The following is a 21,902-nucleotide window of genomic DNA, read 5'->3' on the forward strand; positions in this document are numbered from 1 at the left end:
AGATCTGCTTGACGAAAAGTAAATGGTTAGATTAGATATAGGTGTTTCAGGGGACGACTGAAATTGGCTGTAACAAGCCTCGGAAGTGTTCCGAACTTAAGCACTGCCAAACTATATTACATTCTATATTCTATTATTTTCATTACGTATAAACCGCTTCGGGCAACCGGGGCGGTTTTTTATGTGATGCTAATTTAAGCAATTTTAAATTGCATTCAAAACGCTTCCCGAAAAGATATTCTTCCAGCATTGGGTTTTCCGAAAGCAAATCGCGCAGGAGCGTCGCGTCTGTCGAAGGCGAGGCCTGTTTGTAGTAAAGCTCAAGACGCCGTTGAGTGCCGCGAAAAGCCCACGCCGGTCAGCGCTGATGCCGCTTCCGTCCGCTAGCGGCTTTGTTTTGTCAGAGCAGCCAGCGCGTCTTTTGCAAAGGCAGAGATGGGTTCGGGAAGGTTATCGGGGTCGAACCAGCCGATATCGGAAAGCTTGTCCGGTTCTGTCAGTACCGGCTCACCCTGCGTGTCGCGGGTGACGAAGATCAGCGAGACCCAATGGTGCCGGTCTGCGACATTGATATATTCGCTATGACAGAGAAATTCGACCTTGCCGATTGTCAGCCCGGTCTCTTCTTCAGCTTCTCGCCGTGCTGCGGCGAGGGATGATTCAAGGTGATCGACTTTGCCGCCCGGAATATTCCAGTATCCGGCTTCCGGCGCTTTCAAGCGCCGGCATAAAAGCAGGCGGCCATGACGCAATATGGCAAGCCCAACGCCGACGCCTGGAAAATCTTGTCCTGGCTTGATCGTCGGCGTCATGCGTATTGTTTCCTGCGTCAGGCCGTCGGGGCTCAGCCCTTGGCGTTGGCCACGATCAGCATGAAAGCGGGAATGTCATCGCCGAAACCAACAGGCGTCGGACCATCGTCATGGTCACGGTAATGGCGGCGACGGTCGCGGTTGTCGTCATTGGCGTGCAGCGGGTTCAGGTTGCGGCTGTTGCGCTCGGAATTGCGCGGGGTCTTTTCCGGTCTGCGTTCTGCCTTCACCTTGTCTTCTCCGTGAGCCGCGATGTCCGTATCCACAGTGGTGGATTGTGCACCCTGATTGATGTTTTCTACCGGCGATGCAGGTGCATCGCGACGGTTTCTGTCGCGGCCTCTGCCGCCACGTTCCTTGGTGCCCCGGCGGCCGGTATTGCTTTCAAAGCTTTCCATGGGCGCGGGGAGGGAGGACAGGTCACCGTTCAGCCATTCGACCTTCTCGGTGATCAGCTTTTCGATCGCGTCGAGATATTTCGCATCGCTCTTGGTGACGAGTGTGAAGGCCTTGCCCGAACGGCCAGCACGACCGGTACGGCCAATGCGGTGGACATAGTCTTCGGCATGAATGGGAACGTCGAAGTTGAAGACGTGGCTGACATCGGGAATATCAAGACCGCGGGCTGCAACGTCGGAAGCGACCAGCAGCGTCAGCTGACCGTCCCGGAAGTTCTGCAGCATGGTCGTGCGCGAACGCTGGTCCATGTCGCCATGCAGCGCGCCGACGGAAAAGCCGTGACGATCCAGCGAACGGAAGAGGTCGGCAACGTCCTTTTTGCGATTGCAGAAAATGATCGCGTTCTTGAGTTCGGCTTCTTCGGCACGGACGAGATCGCGCAGGACAGCGCGCTTCTCATAGTCCTTGTTGTGCGAAGCGACGATGCGCTGGGTAACGGTCTTTGCCGTGGAGGAGGGCTTGGCAACCTCGATACGGGTCGGGTTCTGCAGGAACCTGTCGGCAAGCTTCTGAATTTCCGGCGGCATGGTGGCCGAGAAGAACAGGGTTTGCCGGGTAAAGGGAATCATCTTGGCGATGCGTTCGATATCGGGAATGAAGCCCATATCCAGCATGCGATCGGCTTCATCGATCACGAGGATTTCAACGCCGGTCATCAGGAGCTTGCCGCGCTCGCAATGGTCGAGAAGGCGGCCGGGCGTGCAGATGAGAACATCGGCGCCGCGCTCAAGCTTGCGGTCCTGATCTTCAAAAGAAACGCCACCAATCAGAAGGGCGACGTTCAGCTTGTGATTCTTGCCGTATTTCTCGAAGTTTTCGGCTACCTGAGCCGCCAGTTCGCGGGTCGGCTCGAGGATCAGCGTGCGCGGCATTCTGGCGCGTGCGCGGCCTTTTTCCAGCAGTGTGAGCATCGGCAGAACGAAGGATGCGGTTTTCCCCGTGCCGGTCTGTGCGATACCGCAGATATCACGCTTTTCGAGAGCGGGCGGAATTGCGCCAGCCTGAATTGGTGTCGGCGTCGTGTAGCCGGCATCTGCAATAGCGGAAAGAACTTTTTGGCTCAGGCCAAGATCAGAGAATGTTGTCAAAGGAAGAACTTTTTCCGTTCTGGTTCGGTAAGAATACCTGCGTGCCGCTGCGACACTTGCAAAGACTTGGCGCGGGGATATGCCCAAATTGCCAGAAAGTCAAGGAAACAACCGGAAATGCGCGCGAAACGGCGAGACGTTGGCGAGGCTTTTGAGCCTTGGACGCGGTTTCGGGCGATTTATCGCAAAAAGGGCGAAAAAAGCGTTAAAATCGGACTGCTATTTGAGATAGGTTTTAAGCTCGGCCCCGGCGACCAGAAACCGCATCGGATCAACAGGCGTGTCGTTGCGGCGGACCTCGTAATGTACGTGCGGACCGGTGGAGCGGCCGGTGCTGCCAGCACGGCCAACGATGTCGCCGGCCTCCACCTTGTCGCCGGCTTTGACCAGAATGGTGGAGAGATGGCCGTATCGCGTCGATACGCCTTGGCCGTGATCGATCTCGACCATATTGCCGTAGCCGCCGGAATTTTCAGCAACCGTCACCTTTCCAGCGCCCGTCGCCTTGACGTCGGCGCCTGTTTCGGCGCGAAAATCGATGCCGGTATGTAAGGCAGGCCGTCCAAGGAAAGGGTCGAGCCGGTTTCCGAATCGGCTGGTGATCGCCCTGCCGGGGGCCGGATTGCCAAAGGGCAGGGCGGTTGCGGTTTCCTTCACGATATCCAGCCGGTTGAGCGCATTGTCTAGATTGGTCAGAGACATATTGAAGGGATCGGTTTCATTCCCCTGCGGGTCCGCATAGGGGCCGCCGACACCGTCCGTGCCACTTTCGTCGATTTTCAGACCCGCCTGCCGGATGATATCCTGCATCGCGCTCGCCTTGTCTTCGGCGTCGCTGGTCAGTCTGGCTATCCGTGATATCTGCTGGCGTTCGATATCCTTCAGCGACAGCGTGACCTTGGAAAACACGCGGTCGGCGCGGTCGGAAGGCGTTTCGCCGTTTTCGGGCACATAGGACGCCCGCTTGTCGGTTCCGGCTGCCTTTTCCGGCTGCGATGGGCGGGGCGCCATCAGATTTTCTATGGCTGAGAGGCCACCTGTCAGATCGGCGCGTTTTTCGGGTGCCATCGCGTTCGAGAGCGAGGAGGGCGCGGTTGGAATGGGGGCCGTGGCCGTGGAGGCGGCGATGCCGGAATTTTCCGCGCGCTCCAGCAATTCGCTCATGCGCCCGTGTCTGGACGTGAGTGCCGCCTGCTGTTGCAGCAGTTTTTCCACTTTCTTTTCAACCACCTGCTGGTCGAGCAATTGTCTTGAGGTAACGCGGTCCACCTGCGCCCTCAGCGCGGCGATACGGTCTTCGTAATCGTGCTGCATGCGGGTCTGGCGCGCCATGGTCGCGCCGATCAGGTCGTCACGCAGGATGAGATAGCCGGTGGCGCCCAGATAACCGAGCGAGAAAAGGCCGATCGTGCAGCCGGCAAGCGCCGTCATCCAAGGCCGGATCGTCATGTGCCGGACCTTGTCACCACTTGCCAGCACCAGAACGTGCTGCTGCCGCTTTTTGCCGAATACCCGGTTTTCCGCTGTATCAGTCAAAATCTCTCTCCGGACTGGCCGATTTCTCACAGGAAATCATACTTCGTTAAGGTTAACGAAGTTTTGCACCATGCGCCGGGCTGCGGGCGTCAGCTGCTGTTGCTCACAGCGGTGAGGGAGCGGTAAAAGGATGGCGTCAACCCGGCTTCGGCGCGGGCGAGGTCGTTGAAGGGCGGTTTCAGCGGTCCCCGGAAATTGGCACGTACCAGTTGCCTGAAGGTTGCTGCCGGGTCCTTCTTTTCGCGGGCGCACAGGAAGCGAAACCATTTGGCGCCGATGGCGACATGGCCCTTTTCGTCATTGTAGATGACATCGAGAACGGCGGCGCTTTCAAGGTCTCCGGTTTCGCGCATCTTCGCCTGCAGGGAGGGCGTCACGTCCAGTCCGCGCGCCTCGAGGATGAGCGGCACGACTGCGAGCCGCGCGGTGAGGTCGTTGCGGGTTGAATTCGCCGCCTGCCAGAGCCCGTCATGGGCTGGCAGATCGCCGTAATCCGCGCCGAGGTTTCGCAGCCTTTCCCGCACCAGCCGGAAATGTTTCGCCTCCTCGAAGGCAACCTGCATCCAGCCGTTGAAAAAGGAATGCGGCACCGGCTCGCTGGCATAACGGGCGACGATGTCGAGCGCGAGGTCAACGGCGTTCAGCTCGATATGGGCGATGGCGTGCAGCAGCGCTATGCGACCCTTGACGCTGTGGAGGGAGCGGCGCTCCACGGCGGTCGGCGGAACGAGTTCCGGTTTATCCGGCCTGCCCGGACGTTCGGGCAGGGGTGGATCTAGGGGGGAGCGCAGCGACAGGCGGCGCTCGAACCATCGTGTCGCCGTTTCCTGCGCCAGTGCGGTTTTTCTGTCGAGATCGGCGCAGGCAATCGCCTCGGTGGCGCCGCCGCGCAGCGAGATGATCCTGAAGGTGGGCGTCACGACAGGGGCGTCTCTCAGAGCTTCCGTGCGGCGTCGAGAACGGCCTGTGCGTGGCCCGGAACCTTCACCTTGTTCCAGATTTCCGCGATCGTACCGTCAGGTGCTACGAGGACGGTGGTGCGTTCGACACCCATGTATTTTTTGCCATACATGCTTTTTTCCTTCCAGACGCCGTAGGCCTCGAGCGCCTTCCGTTCCTCGTCGGCGGCCAGCATCACCGAAAGCTTGTGCTTTGCAGCAAACTTGTCGTGGCTTTTGACGCTATCAGGGGAAATGCCGATGACGACAGTATTGGCGGCCTCGAATTCCGCGCCAAGGGCACTGAAATCTATCGCTTCGGCGGTGCAGCCGGATGTGTCGTCCTTCGGGTAGAAATAGAGAACGACCGCCTTGCCTCGCAGGCCGGACAATGTCACCGTTCCTTCACCGTTGCGGGGCAAAGTAAAATCCGGGGCAGGGCTGCCAATCGTCAGTTCTGTCATAATCATCTTTCTTTCGCCGGGATGTTGAGTGAAAGTCGCCACATTCGATATATAGCGAAACCGGGCGTCGTCCAGTGTTGAGGCGAAACAAAAGCTATTCAGGGGCAAACACGGGCGTATGGCTGAAGTAAGGGGTGAAAAGGTCAAGTTCAGCAAGCGCGATATCGTTGCGCTGCATGATCTTCCTTCGGCGCAGGCCGAAGATCCTCTCATCGTGCATTGCCCGGCGCCGCGCTCCATGGCGCGTGCTCTCATCAAGATTTTCGCTGCTCTTTTCGTACTGGCCTTCCTGTCCATCGGCGGCATCATTGTCTCCGTCGAAACCGGATCGATCGACAATGCCCTTTCCAGCCAGGCGCAGCAGGCGCTCGAACGGGCGCTCGGACCCCACTACAGCGCGCGAATCGGTTCTTCGGCCATCAGGTTCTCGACCGGGCTGCGGCTTGCGCTGGTGGCCGAGGATGTGGATATCGTCGAGAAGGAATCCGGCCAGCATTTGAGCCGGGCAAGGGCTATCGGCATGGCGCTCGATCCGCTAGCGCTTTTGACCGGACGCGTCTCCGTGCAAAGCCTCGAGGCCGACGGGATGGAACTCGATACGGCCCTTTTGCCCAAGGGTAACGGTTTCGATCTCGCCAGCATCCGGCTGGACGCGGTGCCGCAGCAGTTGCAGGCGGCGTTTTCCCAGCTGGACAAATTGGCGCAGGCGTTTTTAAGCAGCGGAACCGAGGAAATCGATATTTCCAGCGTTTCGATCCACTTGCCACCGAGCGAAGCCGGCAAGCCACGCGTCGTTGAAGTGCGTGAACTTTCGTTGACCCCTGACCAGCAGGGCGGATATTCGCTTGAGGGTGAAACGCTGTTTAACGGCGAAATCGCCAGCCTGTCGCTAAAGACATCGGGATCAGGCGGTGTGATCGACGGTTTCGACGCGCGCATCGACGGTTTCGACATCGGTCCTTTTCTGGAAAAATTCGATCCTGAAGGCAATCTTCATGAGGGGCTGAACGTCAAGACCGGTGTCAGCATCCTCGCCCGGCGTTCCATGCCCGGACATGAGCCGCGGCTGGAAATCTCGCTCGGCATGGGCAATGGAATGCTTCTTATCGGCGGCGAGGCTCAGCCCTTCACGGCCGGCACCGTCAATGCGCGCTACGATTTTCAGAAAAGCAGTCTTGTTATTGGGAATTCGCGGATCGACCTTGGGCGAACGGCTATTCCGGTCACTGGGGAAATCACGGATACCCAAGAGGGCTTCGGTCTTTCGCTGCGGATCGACAATGCGGTTGCCTCGGCCGAAGCCTCTGGCGAAGACCCCGTTCCTTTCAGCTTGAAGGCGGACGGGCAATTCAATGTCGCGACCAGGCAGCTCGAGGTACCCTCGCTATACGTTACCGGCCCGCTTGGAGACATGGCAGGCTCGCTGAAAATCCGCTTCGGCCAGGGCTCGCCTGAAATCAGTTTCGCCGGACAGATTCCCAAGATGGAGGCCACGGCGGTCAAGCAGCTCTGGCCGTTCTGGATGGCGCACAAGCCGCGCGAGTGGGTGGTGTCCAATCTTTATGGCGGCACGGTCACGAACGGCTCGATTGCGATCTTCATTCCGCAGGGACGGATGTGCGGTCCCGGTTGCCCGCTGGTGCTGGGCGAGAGCGAAATGCAGATCCGCTTCGATATCGACGGTACGCGTCTCAATACCACCGGCGACATTCCTCCGCTGCGCGACGTTGATGCGCATTTCAATCTCGTCGGCGGCCGGATGAATGTCGATCTCAAGAACGCGACATCCTATTTCGCCTCCAATCGGTCGCTTGCGCTGGAGGACAGCCGGTTCTCCATGTCCGACGTCTATGCAAAGCCCCTGCTTGGGAATCTCGAGTTGAACGTTTCGGGCTCGGCCGATGCCGTGGCGGAGCTTGCGACGCTGAAGCCTATCAATGCGCTCAAGGATACGCAGTTCAAGCCGGATGACTTCACGGGCGACGTGACGGCGAATGCAAAGCTGACCGTCGGCATGCTTTCCAGCCAAAATCCGCCGCCGCCGGTGTGGACGGCCGATCTCGATCTGAAGAACCTGTCGCTGACAAAGCCGTTTGCCGGCCGCAAGGTGACCGCGCTTGACGGTTTCATGTCCATCAACGACCGGCAGCTCAAGCTTGAAGGCAAGGGCCGGGTGGACGATGTGCCGATGTCTATCGAGATGACGGAGCCGGTGCGCAAGAATAGCGACGTTGCTCCAACGCTGTCGCTGAAAGCAACCCTGAACGAGACGCAGGTCGCCAAGCTTGCACCGGAGCTTTCCACGGTCCTTGGCGGCACGACCGTTGTGGAAATCGATGGCGCGGATACGAAAAGTCAGGAGATACAGCTCGATCTGGCGAAGGCGTCTATCATTCTGCCGGGGCTTGGATGGAGCAAGGGCGTCGGTATTCCGGCAAAAGCGACCTTTACCCTGGAAACCAGCGATGGCCGCACGACGATCAGTGATTTCTCCCTAACCGGGGACGGCTTCGGCGCGGCCGGAGATGTCACCTTCACCAAGAACGGGCTGATTTCCGCCGATCTCAGCCGCGTGCAATTGTCACCTTCCGACAATTACGCCGTCGCCGTCACTGCCTCCAAAAACGGATACAGCATCAACGCTTCGGGAAAATCTGCCGATCTCCGGCCTTTCCTCTCAAAGCTTCGCAGTTCCTCGGGGGCAGGTGACGGCACATCGCGTTCGCAGCCGTCCCTTGCCATCAAGGCGCAACTCGACAAGGTCTACGGCTTCAATGACGAGATCCTTTCCAATGTCAGTGCCGATGTCAGTGTGCGTGACGGCAAGGTCCGTTCGGTTGATTTTCGCGGCGTCACCGGCAGGGGGCAGGCGGTTGTGGCGCAGACGACCAATCGCGGCGCGACGGGAACCGTGACGCTTACCAGCAGCGATGCCGGTTCTCTTGCCCGTTTCACCAATATCTACACCCGCATTCGCGGTGGTCTTCTCAATCTCGCACTCTCGACCGTCAACGGCAGCGACTGGAGCGGTTCGCTCGATCTGCGCAATTTCGCCGTTGTCAACGAAGCGAAGCTTCAGGATATCGTCGCCACGCCGACGGGCGATGACGGCCGGAGCCTCAACACGGCGGTCCGCCGCAATATCGATGTCAGCTCGGAGAAATTCCAGCGCGGTTTTGCCCGGCTCGTCTACGTCAACGGCTCGGTTGCGGTGGAAAACGGCGTGGTGCGCGGCGAACAGATCGGTGCGACCTTCCAGGGCCTGCTGAAAGACCAGAACGGCCGTATGGACATGACAGGCACCTTCATGCCCGCCTATGGCCTGAACCGGCTGTTCGGCGAGTTGCCTTTCATCGGCATCTTCCTCGGCAACGGCCGAGACCGCGGTCTGCTCGGCATTACCTTCAAGCTTTCCGGCCAGACGGACCAGCCGAAGCTGACTATAAACCCGCTGTCGCTGATAGCGCCTGGCGTCTTCAGGCAGATTTTCGAGTTTCAATAAAAAGGGCCGCTTCCGCGGCCCTTCATCTGATGATTTGCGCGGGTGTTACGCCGGGCGAACGAGAACGTGCTTCTTCTTGCCAACCGAAAGCTTGATGATGCCATCGCCGGTGATCTCGGCGGAACCGATCATCTGGCGATCGTCGGATACGCCCTTGTCGTTGATCTTTACCGCGCCGCCCTGAACGTGACGGCGGGCTTCGCCATTCGAGCCGGCAAGGCCGGCGCGGACGATGAGCGACAGGACGCCGACGCCAGCATCGAGTTCGGATGCCGGAACCTCGATGGAGGGCAGGTTTTCAGCAAGCGCGCCTTCCTCGAAAGTCTTGCGCGCCGTCTCGGCAGCTTCTTCGGCAGCGGCACGGCCATGCAGAATGGCCGTCACTTCCGTTGCAAGGATTTTCTTCGCCTCGTTGATCTCAGATCCGCCAAGGGCGGCGATGCGTGCGATCTCATCCATCGGCAGCGTGGTGAAGAGCTTTGCGAAGCGAACCACGTCCGCGTCTTCCGTATTGCGCCAGTATTGCCAGAAATCATAGACCGGCAGCAGGTCCTTGTTGAGCCAGACGGCACCGGACGCGGACTTGCCCATCTTCGCACCCGAAGAGGTGGTCAAAAGCGGGGAGGTCAGCGCATAGAGCTGCGGTGTCCCCATGCGGTGACCGAGATCGATGCCGTTGATGATGTTGCCCCACTGGTCAGAGCCGCCCATCTGCAGGCGGCAGCCGGTACGCTGGTTCAGCTCCACGAAATCGTAGGCCTGGAGGATCATGTAATTGAATTCGAGGAAGGACAGCGACTGCTCGCGGTCGAGGCGCGTCTTCACGCTGTCGAAGGAAAGCATGCGGTTGACCGAGAAGTGGCGGCCGACGTCGCGCAGGAATTCGAGGTAGTTGAGCCCACGCAGCCAGTCGGCATTGTTGATCATCAGTGCCGGATTTTCCGCGCGATCGTAATCGAGGTAGTTGGCGAAGACGTGCTTGAGCGAGGTGATGTTGTCCTCGATCATGTCGATCGTCATCAGCTTGCGGGCCTCCTCCTTGAAGGAGGGATCGCCGACCATGCCGGTGCCGCCGCCCATCAGCGAAATCGGCTGGTGACCGGTCTTCTGCATCCAGTGCAGCATCATGATCTGGGTGAGGTGGCCGACATGCAGGCTGGAGGCCGTCGGGTCATAGCCGATATAGGCGGTCACGGTTTCCTTGGCGAACAGTTCGTCGAGACCCGACTCGTCGGAGATCTGGTGAATGAAGCCGCGCTCATCGAGCGTGCGGAGGAAATCGGACTTGAACCTGGACATAACCTTTTTCTTTCTGGTTGGACCTTTGCCGTCATTGTCTGTCAATGAACGCGGGGGGCTTTACCATTGTTTTTTGAAAAGTGCACCCGTTTCGGCCATGAATAACGGCGATTCATCTCCGCATGATTCGATATTGAAAGGGAGCAGCGCGTGGGCGAGGTCAAAACGGCAATCGGGCTGATGAGCGGGACATCGATGGACGGCATCGATATCGCCCTGTTGCGCACGGATGGCGAAAACGTGGTCCGGCATGGGCCGAGCGGTTATTTCCCCTATGATCCGGGCCTGCGCGCCACGTGGCAGAAGGCGCTGGTTACGGCCAAAGCCATTCGCGAACGGCGCGAGCGTCCGGGTGACCTCGCGGATGCGGAACGCAAGCTGACGCTTGCCCATGCGGCGGCAGTCAAATCCTTCCTCCACCGCCACCGGCTTGAAGCCAGCGATATAGACGTGATCGGTTTTCATGGCCAGACGGTACTGCATCGGCCGGATGAGGCGTTGACCGTGCAGATCGGCGACGGCGCGCTTCTGGCCGAGGAAACCGGTGTCGATGTGGTTTACGACATGCGTGCCAACGACATGGTGCATGGCGGGCAGGGCGCACCGCTCATTCCTGCGTACCACATGGCGCTCTCCGCCAATCTGCCTGAAGGCTTCGAAACGCCCGCCGTCTTCGTCAATATCGGCGGCATATCCAATCTCACCTATATCGGCGAGGCAGGGCGGCTTGCGGCTTTCGACAGCGGTCCCGGCAATATGCTGATCGACCAGTGGATCGAGGCCCATACGGGCAAAGCCTTCGACAAGGGCGGCAGGACGGCGGCGGGCGGCAGCGTCGTTACCTCGCTCGTGACGCGCTACATGGAAAGCCCGTTCTTCTCGGCCAATATCCGCCGCTCGCTTGACCGCAGCGATTTCGTGCCGCCGCAAAAGGGCGAGGTTTCGCTGGCGGACGGCGCACGCACGCTGTCGCATCTGACGGGTGCCGCGATCCTCAAATCGGCGAGCTATCTGCCGGAAGCGGCTAAGACCTATGTGATCTGCGGCGGCGGGCGGCTCAATCCTGTTATCATGGAAGAGTTTGCGAGCCTTGCTGCCAAGCAGGGTGCGCGGGTAATCGCGGCGGAAGAGGCGGGGTTCGACGGCGGGGCGATGGAGGCGGAGGCCTGGGCCTATCTGGCGGTGCGATCGCTGAAGGGGCTGCCGCTAACCTATCCGGGGACGACCGGTGTGAATGAGCCGGTTACGGGTGGGGTTTTGGTCAGGGCGTAATAGACGACGGCGGGCCTGGCTCACCCCCCTCTGCCCTGCCGGGCATCTCCCCCACAAGGAGGGAGATTGGCCAGGCGCCTGCTCTCCGCCTGAGTCGCTACGTTAAAGATCGTCGGGAGGTGACCACGATTTGATCTCCCCACCTGTGGGGAGATGCCCGGCAGGGCAGAGGGGTGCAGCCAAGCCCGCCGTCGATCATCGTAGGTAGATCACACTGACCTAAGCTGCGCTCCTAAATCACCGAATGCGCTTCGCTGCCGGTTCCGGAACCAGTTCGCCATTCAGGCGGCGGTCGAGGTAGTCCTCACATTCGCTCATCAGCTCATCAACCTTGCCGTTGAAGAAGTGGTTGGCGCCGGGAAGGGTGCGGTGGGTGATGAGGATGCCCTTCTGGGTCTTCAGCTTTTCGACCAGACCGTTCACGTCCTTTTCAGGCGCGACCTTGTCGGCGTCGCCATTGATGATGAGGCCGGAAGACGGGCAGGGGGCGAGGAAAGAGAAGTCGTAGGTGTTGGGCTGCGGCGCAATCGACATGAAACCTTCGATTTCCGGACGGCGCATCAGAAGCTGCATGCCGATCCAGGCGCCGAAGGAATAACCGGCGACCCAGCAGCTTTTCGAATCGGGATGCAGGCTCTGCACCCAGTCGAGAGCGGATGCGGCATCGGAAAGCTCGCCGGCGCCATGGTCAAACTCGCCCTGGCTGCGGCCGATGGAGCGGAAGTTGAACCGGAGCGTCGTGAAACCGCGCTTCTGGAAAAGATAGAAGAGCTGATAAACGATCTGGTTGTTCATCGTGCCGCCGAACTGCGGGTGCGGATGAAGGATGATCGCTATCGGCGCGCTCTTTTCCTTGGAGGGTTGATAACGGCCTTCGAGGCGACCCGCAGGGCCGTTAAAAATGACTTCGGGCATTGGTACTCCGGTCGTGTTTTTTCATTCTCCAACCGCATTCTTCCGACGAGAAGACTTGACGAACTGTGTCATCTTTTCTAGAACGCAGTTTAGAATAATTCGAAACTTTGCGTGTGCTTAAGCACTCGGACCGTGTCATAAGGCAAGCGCAACTGTAATTTCAAGAAAAATGCGTTTTGGCGCATGGAAGATTGAGCGAAGCTTTTCCGCGATGACGGTTTTGACGCGCACATATATGGACTGGAACGCCACGGCGCCGCTTTTGCCTGCCGTGCGGGATGCTCTTGTCCGCGCTCTCGATATCACGGGTAATCCGTCCTCCGTACACCGGGAAGGGCGCGCAGCCCGTGCGGCCGTCGAGGCCGCGCGTCGTGACGTTGCTGTGGTCTGCGGCGCCCAGGCGTCGCATGTGACCTTTACGAGCGGTGCGACCGAAGCGGCCAATCTGGTGCTTTCGCCTGAATTCAAGATGGGGCGCGCTCCCGTACGCTATGGTCGTCTTTACGTTTCGGCGATCGAACACCCCGCTTTTCGTGAAGGAGGCCGGTTCGACAAGGCTGACGTTGCGGAAATTCCCGTTACGTCAGCGGGTGTCATCGATCTTGCGGCCCTTGAGGCGCTGCTGTCAGCGCACGACAAGTCCACTGGTCTGCCGATGGTCGCCTGCATGCTGGTCAATAATGAGACCGGCATTCTTCAGCCGGTGGCTGAAGCGGCGCGGCTTGCACATGCAGCTGGGGGATTGATGGTCGTCGATGCCGTACAGGCTGCCGGCCGCGTTCCGCTCGATATCAATGCATTGGATGCCGATTTCCTTGTGATCTCGTCCCATAAGCTTGGTGGTCCGAAGGGTGCGGGGGCGCTGGTGTCCCGCGGCGAGGTGATGATGCCAAAGCCGCTGATCCATGGTGGCGGTCAGGAAAAGGGACATCGTTCCGGTACTGAAAATACCCTGTCGGTCATCGGTTTCGGTGCCGCCGCCGCTATTGCTGCGCAAAACCTCGAGACCGAAGCGACGCGTCTTGCAGCACTGCGCGCAAGGCTGGAAGACGGCATGCGGGCAGTCGCGCCTGACGTGATCATCTACGGTGAGGATGTCGGCCGTGTCGGCAATACCACGTTTTTCACCTTGCCCGGTTTGAAGGCGGAAACGGGCCAGATTGCATTCGATATCGAAGGCATTGCGCTTTCGGCCGGTTCGGCCTGCTCGTCCGGCAAGGTGGGTGAAAGCCATGTGCTGACGGCGATGGGACGCGATCCCAAGCTTGGCGCACTCAGGATTTCCCTTGGTCATGCGACTGATGAGGCGGATATCGAGCACGCGCTCGCAGCCTTTACGAAAATTGCCGGGCGGCGCAGGCTGACCGGTCAGGCCGCTTAAAATGCGGCAAAGAATTGCGGAATAGCAATTTTCCGCTTGCCGGGATGTGTGAAAAGCGCCATCCCGCACTTACATGGGTATAAGCTCCGCCCCGTTTATACGGGCCCGGATTATTTGCCCGAAGATGGATGAAGGCGGCTATCCGCCTTGATACGTTGACAAGCCACCGGACCTTGGCTCCGGCGAGATTGGAGAACGACATGGCAGCGGTTCAGGAAACGATCGATCAGGTTCGCCAGATCGATGTGGACCAGTATAAATACGGCTTCGAAACCGAAATTGAAGTCGACAAGGCCCCGAAGGGCCTTTCGGAAGAGGTGATCCGCTTCATCTCGGCCAAGAAGCAGGAGCCGGAATGGATGCTGGAATGGCGTCTTGAGGCTTACAAGCGCTGGCTGACGATGGAAGAGCCGACATGGGCGCGCGTCAGCTACCCCAAGATCGACTTCAACGATCTCTATTATTATGCCGCACCGAAAAGCACGCCCGGCCCGAAGTCGCTGGACGAAGTCGATCCGGAGCTGCTGAAGGTTTACGAGAAGCTGGGCATTCCGCTGAAGGAACAGGAAATCCTGGCCGGCGTGGAAAATCGTCGTGTGGCCGTGGATGCCGTGTTCGACAGCGTCTCGGTTGTCACCACCTTCAAGGCGGAACTGGCAAAGGCCGGCGTGATCTTCATGTCGATCTCCGAAGCCGTGCGCGAGTATCCTGATCTGGTGAAGAAATATCTCGGCTCGGTCGTGCCGCAGACCGACAATTTTTACGCAACGCTGAACTCGGCCGTCTTTACCGATGGTTCCTTCGTGTTCGTGCCGAAGGGCGTGCGGTGCCCGATGGAGCTTTCCACCTATTTCCGCATCAACGAAAAGAACACCGGCCAGTTCGAGCGCACGCTGATCATCGCCGAAGAGGGCGCCTACGTCTCCTATCTGGAGGGCTGCACCGCGCCGCAGCGCGACGAGAACCAGCTTCACGCCGCCGTGGTGGAACTGGTGGCACTCGACGATGCCGAAATCAAATATTCCACCGTCCAGAACTGGTATCCGGGCGACAAGGACGGCAAGGGCGGCATCTACAACTTCGTGACCAAGCGCGGCGATTGCCGTGGCAACCGTTCGAAGATTTCGTGGACGCAGGTTGAAACCGGCTCGGCCATCACCTGGAAATACCCGTCCTGCATTTTGCGCGGCGACGACAGCCGTGGCGAATTCTATTCGATCGCGGTTTCCAACGGCCATCAGCAGATCGACAGTGGCACCAAGATGATCCATCTCGGCAAGAACACGTCGAGCCGCATCATCGCCAAGGGCATTGCCGCCGGTTTCTCGGAAAACGTCTATCGCGGGCAGGTCTCGGCTCACCGCAAGGCGACCAACACGCGCAACTTCACGCAGTGCGACTCGCTTCTGATCGGCGACAAGTGCGGCGCGCATACCGTGCCCTATATCGAGGCGAAGAACTCGTCTGCTCATTTCGAGCATGAGGCGACCACGTCGAAGATTTCCGAAGACCAGCTGTTCTATTGCCTGCAGCGCGGCATTCCCGAGGAGTCGGCCATCGCACTGATCGTCAACGGCTTCGTGAAGGATGTCATCCAGCAGCTGCCGATGGAGTTTGCGGTTGAAGCGCAGAAGCTGATCGGCATTTCGCTGGAAGGTTCGGTCGGCTGATCGTCATACGAATACGCACTTTGAGTGCGCGGTTTCGCGCACCTTCGCTCACACTATTCTTAGGATAAAACCATGCTTGAAATCATCGACCTGCACGCAAAGATCGCCGATACCGAAACCGAGATCATCAAGGGCCTCAACCTGAAGGTTGCTGCCGGTGAAGTTGCGGCCATCATGGGCCCGAACGGTTCCGGCAAGTCGACGCTGTCCTACATCCTGTCGGGCCGCGAAGACTATGAAGTCACCTCCGGGGACATCCTCTACAACGGCGAAAGCATTCTGGAACTGGATGCCGCCGAGCGCGCTGCCAAGGGTATTTTCCTGGCCTTCCAGTATCCGGTCGAAATTCCCGGTGTTGCCACCATGCAGTTCCTCAAGGTTGCTATGAACGAGCAGCGCAAGGCGCGCGGCGAGGCCGAGCTGACGACGCCGGACTTTATCCGTCGCGTCAAGGAAGCTGCCGGCGATCTTAAGATCGACATGGACATGCTGAAGCGTCCGCTGAACGTTGGTTTCTCCGGCGGTGAGAAGAAGCGCGCCGAAATCCTGCAGATGGCGCTGCTGGAGCCGAAGCTGTGCGTTCTCGACGAAACCGATAGCGGCCTCGACATCGACGCGCTGAAGATCGTGGCTGATGGCGTCAATGCGCTGAAGTCGCCGGATCGCGCCACTGTCGTCATCACCCACTACCAGCGCCTGCTCGATTACATCGTGCCTGATAGCGTTCACGTTCTTTACAAGGGCAAGATCATCCGTTCGGGCGACAAGGCCCTGGCGCTGGAGCTGGAAAACAATGGTTACGCCGACATCATCGGTGAAGCGGCCTAAGCCAGAGGCCAGGAGGTGATGTCCATGAACATTCAAACGACCAATCGGCTGACGCCAGCGGAAACCGCGCTGATCGACGCCTATACCGCCAAGTTCAGCGAATTGCCGGGCAATGGTGCGGTTGTCGCCGCCCGTGACGTGCTGTTCGACGATCTGAAGACCGGCGGTCTTCCGACCCGCCGCATCGAGGCGTGGCACTATACCGATCTCAAGAGCCTGTTGCTTGCCATTCCCGAGGACCAGCCCGCACCTGTTATCGAAAAGCAGGCGTCTGTTGTCGCCGGCTCGTCCGTCGCCTACGTGCTGCATGGCACGGCCAATGTCGGCAAGATCGAAGATATCAGCGTTTCCAGCTTTGCCGAGAGCCTGCTTGACGGCTCGGCCGCCACAGGCCTTGCGGAAGCCAGCAAGGACGACGTGATCGGTCGTATCAACGGCAGCTTCGTGCGCGACGGCCTGACGCTCGACATTCCCGCCGATGCCGAGATCGAAAAGCCGATCGAATTGCAGGCGATCCATGGCGCAGGTCAGGTTCACAGCCGCTTCCCGGTGCGCTTCGGCAAGGGTTCGAAGGCGACCGTCATCGAGCGTCACCTTTCGGTGACTTCGGATGCCGCCCTGGTTTCCTCCGTCACCGACATCGTTGTCGAAGACGGTGCGGAAGTGACCTGGATCATCCTGCAGCAACAGGGCGCGGCCGATATTCATCTTGGCCAGCTGCGCATGAAAATCGGTGCGGACGCCAAGATTCGTCTGTTCGTCATCAATGCCGGCGGCAAGCTGGTGCGGCAGGAACTGCGCATCGACGTGGACGGCGAGGGTACTGACCTCATCGTTCGCGGCGTCAACCTGTTGGGCGGCGAAACCCATACCGACGTGACGATGGTTCTTGGCCACAACGTGCCGAACACGACCTCGACGGAAGTGTTCCGCAACGTGGTCTTCGACCGTGCAAAGGGCATTTTCCAGGGCATGATCCGGGTTGCCCCCGATGCCCAGAAGACCGATGCGAAGATGGCGTGCAATACGCTGCTGATGTCTGACGATGGCGAGTTCTCGGCAAAGCCGGAGCTTGAAATCTTCGCCGACGACGTTCAGTGCGGTCACGGTGCGACGGTTGCCGATATTGACGACAACCATCTCTATTATCTGATGGCGCGCGGCGTGCCGCGGGCAAAGGCGCGGGCGATGCTCGTCAATGCCTTCGTCGCTGAGATCGCCGAGGAACTGGAAGAAGAAAATCTGGTAGAGGCGCTGGAGACTATCATCTCCGGCTGGCTGGAACATCATGCCTGAGAGCGAACGCGCCGCATTGGCGGCCCCTTATGACGTTGAAGCCGTGCGGAAGGATTTCCCGATCCTGTCGCGCGAGGTCTATGGCAAGCCGCTGGTCTATCTCGACAACGGCGCGTCCGCTCAAAAACCGCAGGTGGTGATCGACGCCGTTTCGCATGCTTATTCCAATGAATATGCGAATGTGCACCGTGGCCTGCATTTCCTCTCCAATGCCGCAACCGACGCCTATGAGGCGGCGCGCGAAAAGGTGCGCCGTTTCCTGAATGCCGGTTCGGTGGACGAGATCGTCTTCACCAAATCCTCCACCGAGGCGATCAATACGGTTGCTTACGGTTACGGCATGCCAAAGATCGGCGAGGGCGACGAGATCGTCATCTCGATCATGGAACATCACTCCAACATCGTGCCGTGGCATTTCATTCGCGAGCGGCAGGGCGCCAAGCTTGTCTGGGTGCCTGTCGATGATGACGGCGCGTTCCATATCGAGGCTTTCGAAAAAAGCCTGACGGAGCGCACCAAGCTCGTTGCCATCACCCATATGTCGAATGCGCTGGGCACCATCGTGCCGGTCAAGGAAATCTGCCGCATCGCCCATGAGCGCGGCATTCCGGTGCTTGTCGATGGCTCTCAGGGTGCGGTTCACATGCCGGTCGACGTGCGCGATATCGATTGCGACTGGTACGTCATGACCGGCCACAAGCTTTACGGTCCCTCGGGCATCGGCGTGCTCTACGGCAAGGCTGACCGCCTGAGCGAGATGCGGCCGTTCCAGGGCGGCGGCGAGATGATCCTCGACGTGTCCGAAGACAATGTGACCTATAACGAGCCGCCGCATCGTTTCGAAGCGGGAACGCCACCCATCGTGCAGGCCATCGGTCTTGGCTATGCGCTTGATTATATGGACAATCTCGGCCGTGCCGCGATTGCAGCCCACGAGGCTGATCTTGCGGCCTATGCTGCCGAGCGGCTGCGCGAGGTCAACTCACTGCGAATCATCGGCAATGCGCCTGATAAGGGCGGTATCTTCTCCTTCGAACTCGAGGGCATCCATGCCCATGACGTGTCGATGGTGATAGACCGGCGCGGCGTTGCCGTGCGTGCCGGCACCCATTGTGCCATGCCGCTCTTGAAACGGTTCGGCGTCACCTCCACATGCCGAGCATCGTTCGGCCTTTACAATACCCGCGCCGAAGTAGATCGTCTTGTCGAGGCGCTTGATTATGCGCGCAAATTTTTCGCCTGATATCAGGATTGAGGTTCAGGACCATGACTGCCGAAGCCACTGCAAAGACCCATGATGTGACCGAAGACGCTGCAAAGCCGTCTTCCATTGCGCCCGACGAACTGGCGCGTCTTAGCGACGACGTGATCGCGGCGCTGAAAACCGTGTACGATCCGGAAATTCCGGCCGATATTTTCGAACTCGGTCTCGTTTACAAGATCGATATCGAGGACGACCGGATGGTCAAGATCGTCATGACGCTGACAGCACCGGGCTGCCCGGTTGCCGGCGAAATGCCGGGCTGGGTGGAAAATGCCGTCGGCGCGGTCGAAGGTGTTTCCGGTGTCGAAGTGTCGATGACCTTCGATCCGCCGTGGACGCCGGACCGCATGTCGGAAGAGGCTCAGGTCGCCGTCGGCTGGTATTGAGACTGACGTGATTTTGACAGGCGTCATCCCTTGATGGCGCCTTCAAGCGCTATTAAATTGAAATCCATAAACATCGAGCCTTGAACTCGATTGTCGAAGGAGAATTAAGCCCATGGGCTTTGCGATCATGACCATGACCGGCGCTGCTGCCTCGCGCGTTAAAGCAATCGTCGAGAATTCCGGCCCGGACGCCAAGGGTGTGCGCATCGGCATCAAGAAGGGCGGCTGCGCGGGCATGGAATATACCATCGACCTCGTGACGGAAGCGGATGCGAAGGACGATCTGGTCGAATTCGATGGAGCCAAGGTGTGGGTTCAGCCCTCCGCCGTGCTCTATCTGCTCGGCACCCAGATGGATTTTGAAGTGACCAAGATGCGCTCCGGCTTCACCTTCAACAACCCGAACCAGACATCCGCTTGCGGCTGCGGTGAGTCGGTGGAACTGAAGCCTGCCGATCTGGCGGCGTTGGCGAAGCAGCGCGAGGCTGAAGCCAGCGTTTGATTGGCTGCGCCATTTTTCCGATCAGCGGGATGATTGCTGTTTCAGCGTATCGATAAAATCCGCCAGCGGATGAATCGATGGCGTCGTTGTCAAAAGCGGCTCGAGAGCTGCTGCAATCTTCCCGCAATCCTCCTCGCCAAGTGGTCGAAGGCTGGAGCTGACTTTGTTGTAGTCGGGCGTTCCGCGTGACGCGAGGGAGCGATTGATCACAAACAGTTCCGTTTGCCCGTCAATTCGTTCCACGAAGAGCGCAAGCGAACCGCCGTCTGCAGCAGCGGCGCTATCCGATACCGATTTGAACATCGAAACTCTCCGTAAATCATGAACCTTTTCCGTTGAGGCCGTTGCAGCCTCGACGGCTCGTCTCACTCGTGCCGCAGCGCCTCGATCGGGCTCAAACTCGCTGCCCGCCGCGCCGGGAAATAGCCGAAAATCACGCCGATGGCAGCCGAGAAGGCGAAGGCGAGGAAGATGATCGACGGGCTGGTGACGAAGGGCACGTTGAGGAAGCTGACGACGCCATAGGCAAGGCCAAGGCCCGTTAATATGCCGACCGTGCCGCCCAGGGCAGAGAGCATGACGGCTTCCACCAGAAACTGCGTCAGTACCTGTTTTTCCAGTGCGCCGATGGCGAGGCGAATGCCGATCTCGCGGGTGCGCTCGGTTACAGAAACCAGCATGATGTTCATGATGCCGATGCCGCCGACCAGCAGGCTGACGGCTGCAACCGCACCCAGAAGCCCTGTGAGCAGCGTCGTCGTGCCGGTCATGGCCGAGGCGATCTGCGTCATGTCGTTGACGGTGAAATCATCCTCGCGGCCAATGTTGATGCGCCGCCGCTCGCGCAGCAGGTTCTGCAGGTCGCTTTGCACCTTGGCGGTGGAAACGCCGTCCTGCGCGGAGACCATGATGGAGGAAATGGTGGTGGTGCCGCCGATGCGCCGCTGGTGGATTTTGAGCGGCATGATGATCGTGTCATCCTGATCGTCGCCGAGGCCGGATTGGCCTTTTCGGGCGAGAACACCGATGACGGGGCAGGAGATGTTGCTGACGCGGATCGTCTGGCCGACAGGGTTTTCCGCACCGAACAGTTCCTGCCGCACCGTTTCGCCGATGATGCAGCCTATCTGCCCTCCGCGATCTTCGGCCGGCTGGAAGTCACGGCCCAGCGCAAGCGTCCAGTCCTGTGCCACAAGATAATCATTGGTGGTGCCGATGACGCTTGTCTGGTGGTTCTTGCCGCCGAAAATGACCGTTGCGGCGGAGCTGCGGTTTTGCGGAGCAACGGCGCGCAGGCCGCTGATCTGGTTGCGGATCGCCTCGACATCGCGATCATCGAAACGTTTGGCTTCCGTGCTGGCGCGGCCGGGCCCGAACTGGCCGGGGCGCACGAACAGCATGTTGGTGCCGAGCCGCGACAATTCCGATTTCACCTGTTCGGTCGTGCCGTTGCCGATGGTTACCATGGCGATGACGGCGGCAACACCGATGACGACGCCGAGCACGGTGAGGAAGGAGCGGAGCAGGTTGCGGCTGATGGCGCGCAGCGCAAGACGCGACGTTTCAAAGAACATCGGAAGTCTCCTTGTTTTCCGCTGTGCTGTCGGAGGCGAGATGGCCGTCCACGAAACGCAGGAGGCGTCCCGCATGGGCAGCGATATCCTCTTCATGCGTGACCATGACGACCGTAATGCCCTTGTCGCGGTTGAGCGTGGTGATCAGCTCCATGATCTCGGCGCTGGTTTTGGTGTCGAGGTTGCCTGTGGGTTCGTCGGCGAGAAGCAGAGCGGGGCGGGTGACAATGGCCCGTGCAATGGCCACACGCTGCTGCTGACCGCCGGAAAGCTCCTGCGTCGTGTGGTGCTCGCGGCCATTCAAACCCACCTGTGCAAGCGCCTCCATGGCGCGCGCGCGCCGTTCCGAGGCTTTCATGCCCCGGTACACGAGCGGCAGCTCGACATTTTCCACCGCCGAGGTCCGCGACAGGAGGTTGAAGCCCTGAAACACGAAACCCAGCATGTGGCGGCGCAGCAGCGTCAGATGTTCATTGTCGAAACCGCTGGTCGGCACGCCCTGAAACAGATATTCGCCCGATGTCGGCACATCCAGGCAGCCGATGATGTTCATCGAGGTGGATTTGCCGGAGCCGGATGGCCCCATGATGGCGACGAATTCCTTCTCGTGGATCGACAGGCTGACGCCGTCAAGCGCGCGGATCGTCGCTTCGCCCCGGCCATATTGCTTGACGACATCGCGGAATTCTATGAGCGGCGGCTGTTGCATGCGGTTT

Annotated in this window: 19 protein-coding genes; 9 read left to right on the forward strand and 10 right to left on the reverse strand. The window is 59.4% G+C overall.

Annotation, left to right across the window (positions count from 1 at the left end; all coding sequences use genetic code 11):
- Positions 1–383: 383 nt before the first annotated feature.
- The 5 genes from ACQZ5Y_RS12815 to ACQZ5Y_RS12835 all read right to left on the reverse strand — a co-directional run bounded on the left by ACQZ5Y_RS12815 (position 384) and on the right by ACQZ5Y_RS12835 (position 5,297).
- The gene (locus ACQZ5Y_RS12815; RefSeq protein WP_174049678.1) at positions 384–812 is read right to left on the reverse strand and encodes an NUDIX domain-containing protein; all 429 of its coding nucleotides are present in this window, start codon (positions 810–812) and stop codon (positions 384–386) included.
- A gap of 32 nt (positions 813–844) precedes the next feature.
- A complete protein-coding gene (locus ACQZ5Y_RS12820; protein ID WP_019567097.1) occupies positions 845–2,359 on the reverse strand; it encodes a DEAD/DEAH box helicase in 1,515 nt (504 codons plus the stop codon).
- 219 nt (positions 2,360–2,578) lie between these two features.
- Complete coding sequence (locus ACQZ5Y_RS12825; protein WP_174049677.1) at positions 2,579–3,895, reverse strand: peptidoglycan DD-metalloendopeptidase family protein; 1,317 nt, start codon at positions 3,893–3,895, stop codon at positions 2,579–2,581.
- A gap of 89 nt (positions 3,896–3,984) precedes the next feature.
- Positions 3,985–4,815, reverse strand: coding sequence for a ferritin-like domain-containing protein (locus ACQZ5Y_RS12830; protein ID WP_111782431.1), 831 nt, complete (start codon positions 4,813–4,815; stop codon positions 3,985–3,987).
- A gap of 14 nt (positions 4,816–4,829) precedes the next feature.
- Positions 4,830–5,297: a peroxiredoxin gene (locus ACQZ5Y_RS12835; RefSeq protein ID WP_013636380.1), complete on the reverse strand. Its 468-nt coding sequence runs from the start codon at positions 5,295–5,297 to the stop codon at positions 4,830–4,832.
- A gap of 118 nt (positions 5,298–5,415) precedes the next feature.
- On the opposite strand from ACQZ5Y_RS12835, the gene ACQZ5Y_RS12840 reads away from it, so the two are divergent.
- On the forward strand, positions 5,416–8,799 hold the full coding sequence (locus ACQZ5Y_RS12840) for a YhdP family protein (RefSeq protein WP_065660808.1): 3,384 nt from the start codon (positions 5,416–5,418) through the stop codon (positions 8,797–8,799).
- A 45-nt stretch (positions 8,800–8,844) separates the two neighbouring features.
- Here the strand turns inward: ACQZ5Y_RS12840 and tyrS are convergent, their stop codons facing one another.
- The gene (tyrS, locus tag ACQZ5Y_RS12845; protein ID WP_003515978.1) at positions 8,845–10,098 is read right to left on the reverse strand and encodes a tyrosine--tRNA ligase; all 1,254 of its coding nucleotides are present in this window, start codon (positions 10,096–10,098) and stop codon (positions 8,845–8,847) included.
- Between the two features lie 150 nt (positions 10,099–10,248).
- Here tyrS and ACQZ5Y_RS12850 point away from each other — a divergent pair, with 150 nt between their 5' ends.
- Positions 10,249–11,370 (forward strand): anhydro-N-acetylmuramic acid kinase, encoded by a 1,122-nt coding sequence (locus tag ACQZ5Y_RS12850; protein ID WP_174049676.1) that lies wholly within the window; start codon positions 10,249–10,251, stop codon positions 11,368–11,370.
- Between the two features lie 237 nt (positions 11,371–11,607).
- Here ACQZ5Y_RS12850 and ACQZ5Y_RS12855 read toward each other — a convergent pair whose 3' ends face one another.
- Positions 11,608–12,285, reverse strand: a complete 678-nt coding sequence (locus tag ACQZ5Y_RS12855; RefSeq protein ID WP_003507952.1) for an alpha/beta hydrolase — start codon at positions 12,283–12,285, stop codon at positions 11,608–11,610.
- 211 nt (positions 12,286–12,496) lie between these two features.
- Between ACQZ5Y_RS12855 and ACQZ5Y_RS12860 the strand changes: the two genes are divergently transcribed.
- The 7 genes from ACQZ5Y_RS12860 to sufA all read left to right on the forward strand — a co-directional run bounded on the left by ACQZ5Y_RS12860 (position 12,497) and on the right by sufA (position 19,612).
- Positions 12,497–13,666 carry a cysteine desulfurase family protein gene (locus tag ACQZ5Y_RS12860; RefSeq protein ID WP_174049674.1) on the forward strand — a complete coding sequence of 390 codons (1,170 nt, stop codon included), beginning with the start codon at positions 12,497–12,499 and terminating at the stop codon, positions 13,664–13,666.
- Positions 13,667–13,866: 200 nt separating this feature from the next.
- Complete coding sequence (gene sufB, locus ACQZ5Y_RS12865; RefSeq protein ID WP_003507956.1) at positions 13,867–15,336, forward strand: Fe-S cluster assembly protein SufB; 1,470 nt, start codon at positions 13,867–13,869, stop codon at positions 15,334–15,336.
- Between the two features lie 72 nt (positions 15,337–15,408).
- Positions 15,409–16,164, forward strand: coding sequence for a Fe-S cluster assembly ATPase SufC (gene sufC, locus ACQZ5Y_RS12870; RefSeq protein ID WP_003507958.1), 756 nt, complete (start codon positions 15,409–15,411; stop codon positions 16,162–16,164).
- Positions 16,165–16,188: 24 nt separating this feature from the next.
- Positions 16,189–17,460, forward strand: a complete 1,272-nt coding sequence (sufD, locus tag ACQZ5Y_RS12875; protein ID WP_174059881.1) for a Fe-S cluster assembly protein SufD — start codon at positions 16,189–16,191, stop codon at positions 17,458–17,460.
- On the forward strand, positions 17,453–18,703 hold the full coding sequence (locus tag ACQZ5Y_RS12880; RefSeq protein WP_003515973.1) for a cysteine desulfurase: 1,251 nt from the start codon (positions 17,453–17,455) through the stop codon (positions 18,701–18,703). Before sufD ends, ACQZ5Y_RS12880 begins: the two co-directional genes overlap by 8 nt.
- 23 nt (positions 18,704–18,726) lie before the next feature.
- Positions 18,727–19,110, forward strand: coding sequence for an SUF system Fe-S cluster assembly protein (locus ACQZ5Y_RS12885; RefSeq protein WP_003515972.1), 384 nt, complete (start codon positions 18,727–18,729; stop codon positions 19,108–19,110).
- Positions 19,111–19,222: 112 nt separating this feature from the next.
- Entirely contained in the window at positions 19,223–19,612 is a 390-nt protein-coding gene (gene sufA / locus ACQZ5Y_RS12890; RefSeq protein WP_111782433.1) for a Fe-S cluster assembly scaffold SufA, read from the forward strand.
- Positions 19,613–19,633: 21 nt separating this feature from the next.
- On the opposite strand, the gene ACQZ5Y_RS12895 is transcribed toward sufA, so the two are convergent.
- The 3 genes from ACQZ5Y_RS12895 to ACQZ5Y_RS12905 form a co-directional block, all read right to left on the reverse strand.
- Positions 19,634–19,915 (reverse strand): hypothetical protein, encoded by a 282-nt coding sequence (locus tag ACQZ5Y_RS12895; protein WP_174049672.1) that lies wholly within the window; start codon positions 19,913–19,915, stop codon positions 19,634–19,636.
- 62 nt (positions 19,916–19,977) lie between these two features.
- The gene (locus ACQZ5Y_RS12900) at positions 19,978–21,186 is read right to left on the reverse strand and encodes an ABC transporter permease (RefSeq protein WP_003515968.1); all 1,209 of its coding nucleotides are present in this window, start codon (positions 21,184–21,186) and stop codon (positions 19,978–19,980) included.
- A complete protein-coding gene (locus ACQZ5Y_RS12905; RefSeq protein WP_112292239.1) occupies positions 21,176–21,895 on the reverse strand; it encodes an ABC transporter ATP-binding protein in 720 nt (239 codons plus the stop codon). Before ACQZ5Y_RS12905 ends, ACQZ5Y_RS12900 begins: the two co-directional genes overlap by 11 nt.
- Positions 21,896–21,902: the final 7 nt, after the last annotated feature.

This window comes from Agrobacterium sp. A3-95 (assembly GCF_053521785.1).

What these genes read in the sequence shown, in the direction of transcription:
- sufB (WP_003507956.1), top strand. Translation starts at nt 13,867, where the DNA reads ATGGCAGCGGTTCAGGAAACGATCGATCAGGTTCGCCAGATCGATGTG.
- ACQZ5Y_RS12905 (WP_112292239.1), bottom strand. Translation starts at nt 21,895, where the DNA reads ATGCAACAGCCGCCGCTCATAGAATTCCGCGATGTCGTCAAGCAATAT.
- ACQZ5Y_RS12885 (WP_003515972.1), top strand. Translation starts at nt 18,727, where the DNA reads ATGACTGCCGAAGCCACTGCAAAGACCCATGATGTGACCGAAGACGCT.
- sufA (WP_111782433.1), top strand. Translation starts at nt 19,223, where the DNA reads ATGGGCTTTGCGATCATGACCATGACCGGCGCTGCTGCCTCGCGCGTT.
- ACQZ5Y_RS12895 (WP_174049672.1), bottom strand. Translation starts at nt 19,915, where the DNA reads ATGTTCAAATCGGTATCGGATAGCGCCGCTGCTGCAGACGGCGGTTCG.
- sufD (WP_174059881.1), top strand. Translation starts at nt 16,189, where the DNA reads ATGAACATTCAAACGACCAATCGGCTGACGCCAGCGGAAACCGCGCTG.
- ACQZ5Y_RS12855 (WP_003507952.1), bottom strand. Translation starts at nt 12,285, where the DNA reads ATGCCCGAAGTCATTTTTAACGGCCCTGCGGGTCGCCTCGAAGGCCGT.
- tyrS (WP_003515978.1), bottom strand. Translation starts at nt 10,098, where the DNA reads ATGTCCAGGTTCAAGTCCGATTTCCTCCGCACGCTCGATGAGCGCGGC.
- ACQZ5Y_RS12835 (WP_013636380.1), bottom strand. Translation starts at nt 5,297, where the DNA reads ATGACAGAACTGACGATTGGCAGCCCTGCCCCGGATTTTACTTTGCCC.
- ACQZ5Y_RS12900 (WP_003515968.1), bottom strand. Translation starts at nt 21,186, where the DNA reads ATGTTCTTTGAAACGTCGCGTCTTGCGCTGCGCGCCATCAGCCGCAAC.
- ACQZ5Y_RS12860 (WP_174049674.1), top strand. Translation starts at nt 12,497, where the DNA reads ATGACGGTTTTGACGCGCACATATATGGACTGGAACGCCACGGCGCCG.
- sufC (WP_003507958.1), top strand. Translation starts at nt 15,409, where the DNA reads ATGCTTGAAATCATCGACCTGCACGCAAAGATCGCCGATACCGAAACC.
- ACQZ5Y_RS12880 (WP_003515973.1), top strand. Translation starts at nt 17,453, where the DNA reads ATGCCTGAGAGCGAACGCGCCGCATTGGCGGCCCCTTATGACGTTGAA.
- ACQZ5Y_RS12840 (WP_065660808.1), top strand. Translation starts at nt 5,416, where the DNA reads ATGGCTGAAGTAAGGGGTGAAAAGGTCAAGTTCAGCAAGCGCGATATC.
- ACQZ5Y_RS12815 (WP_174049678.1), bottom strand. Translation starts at nt 812, where the DNA reads ATGACGCCGACGATCAAGCCAGGACAAGATTTTCCAGGCGTCGGCGTT.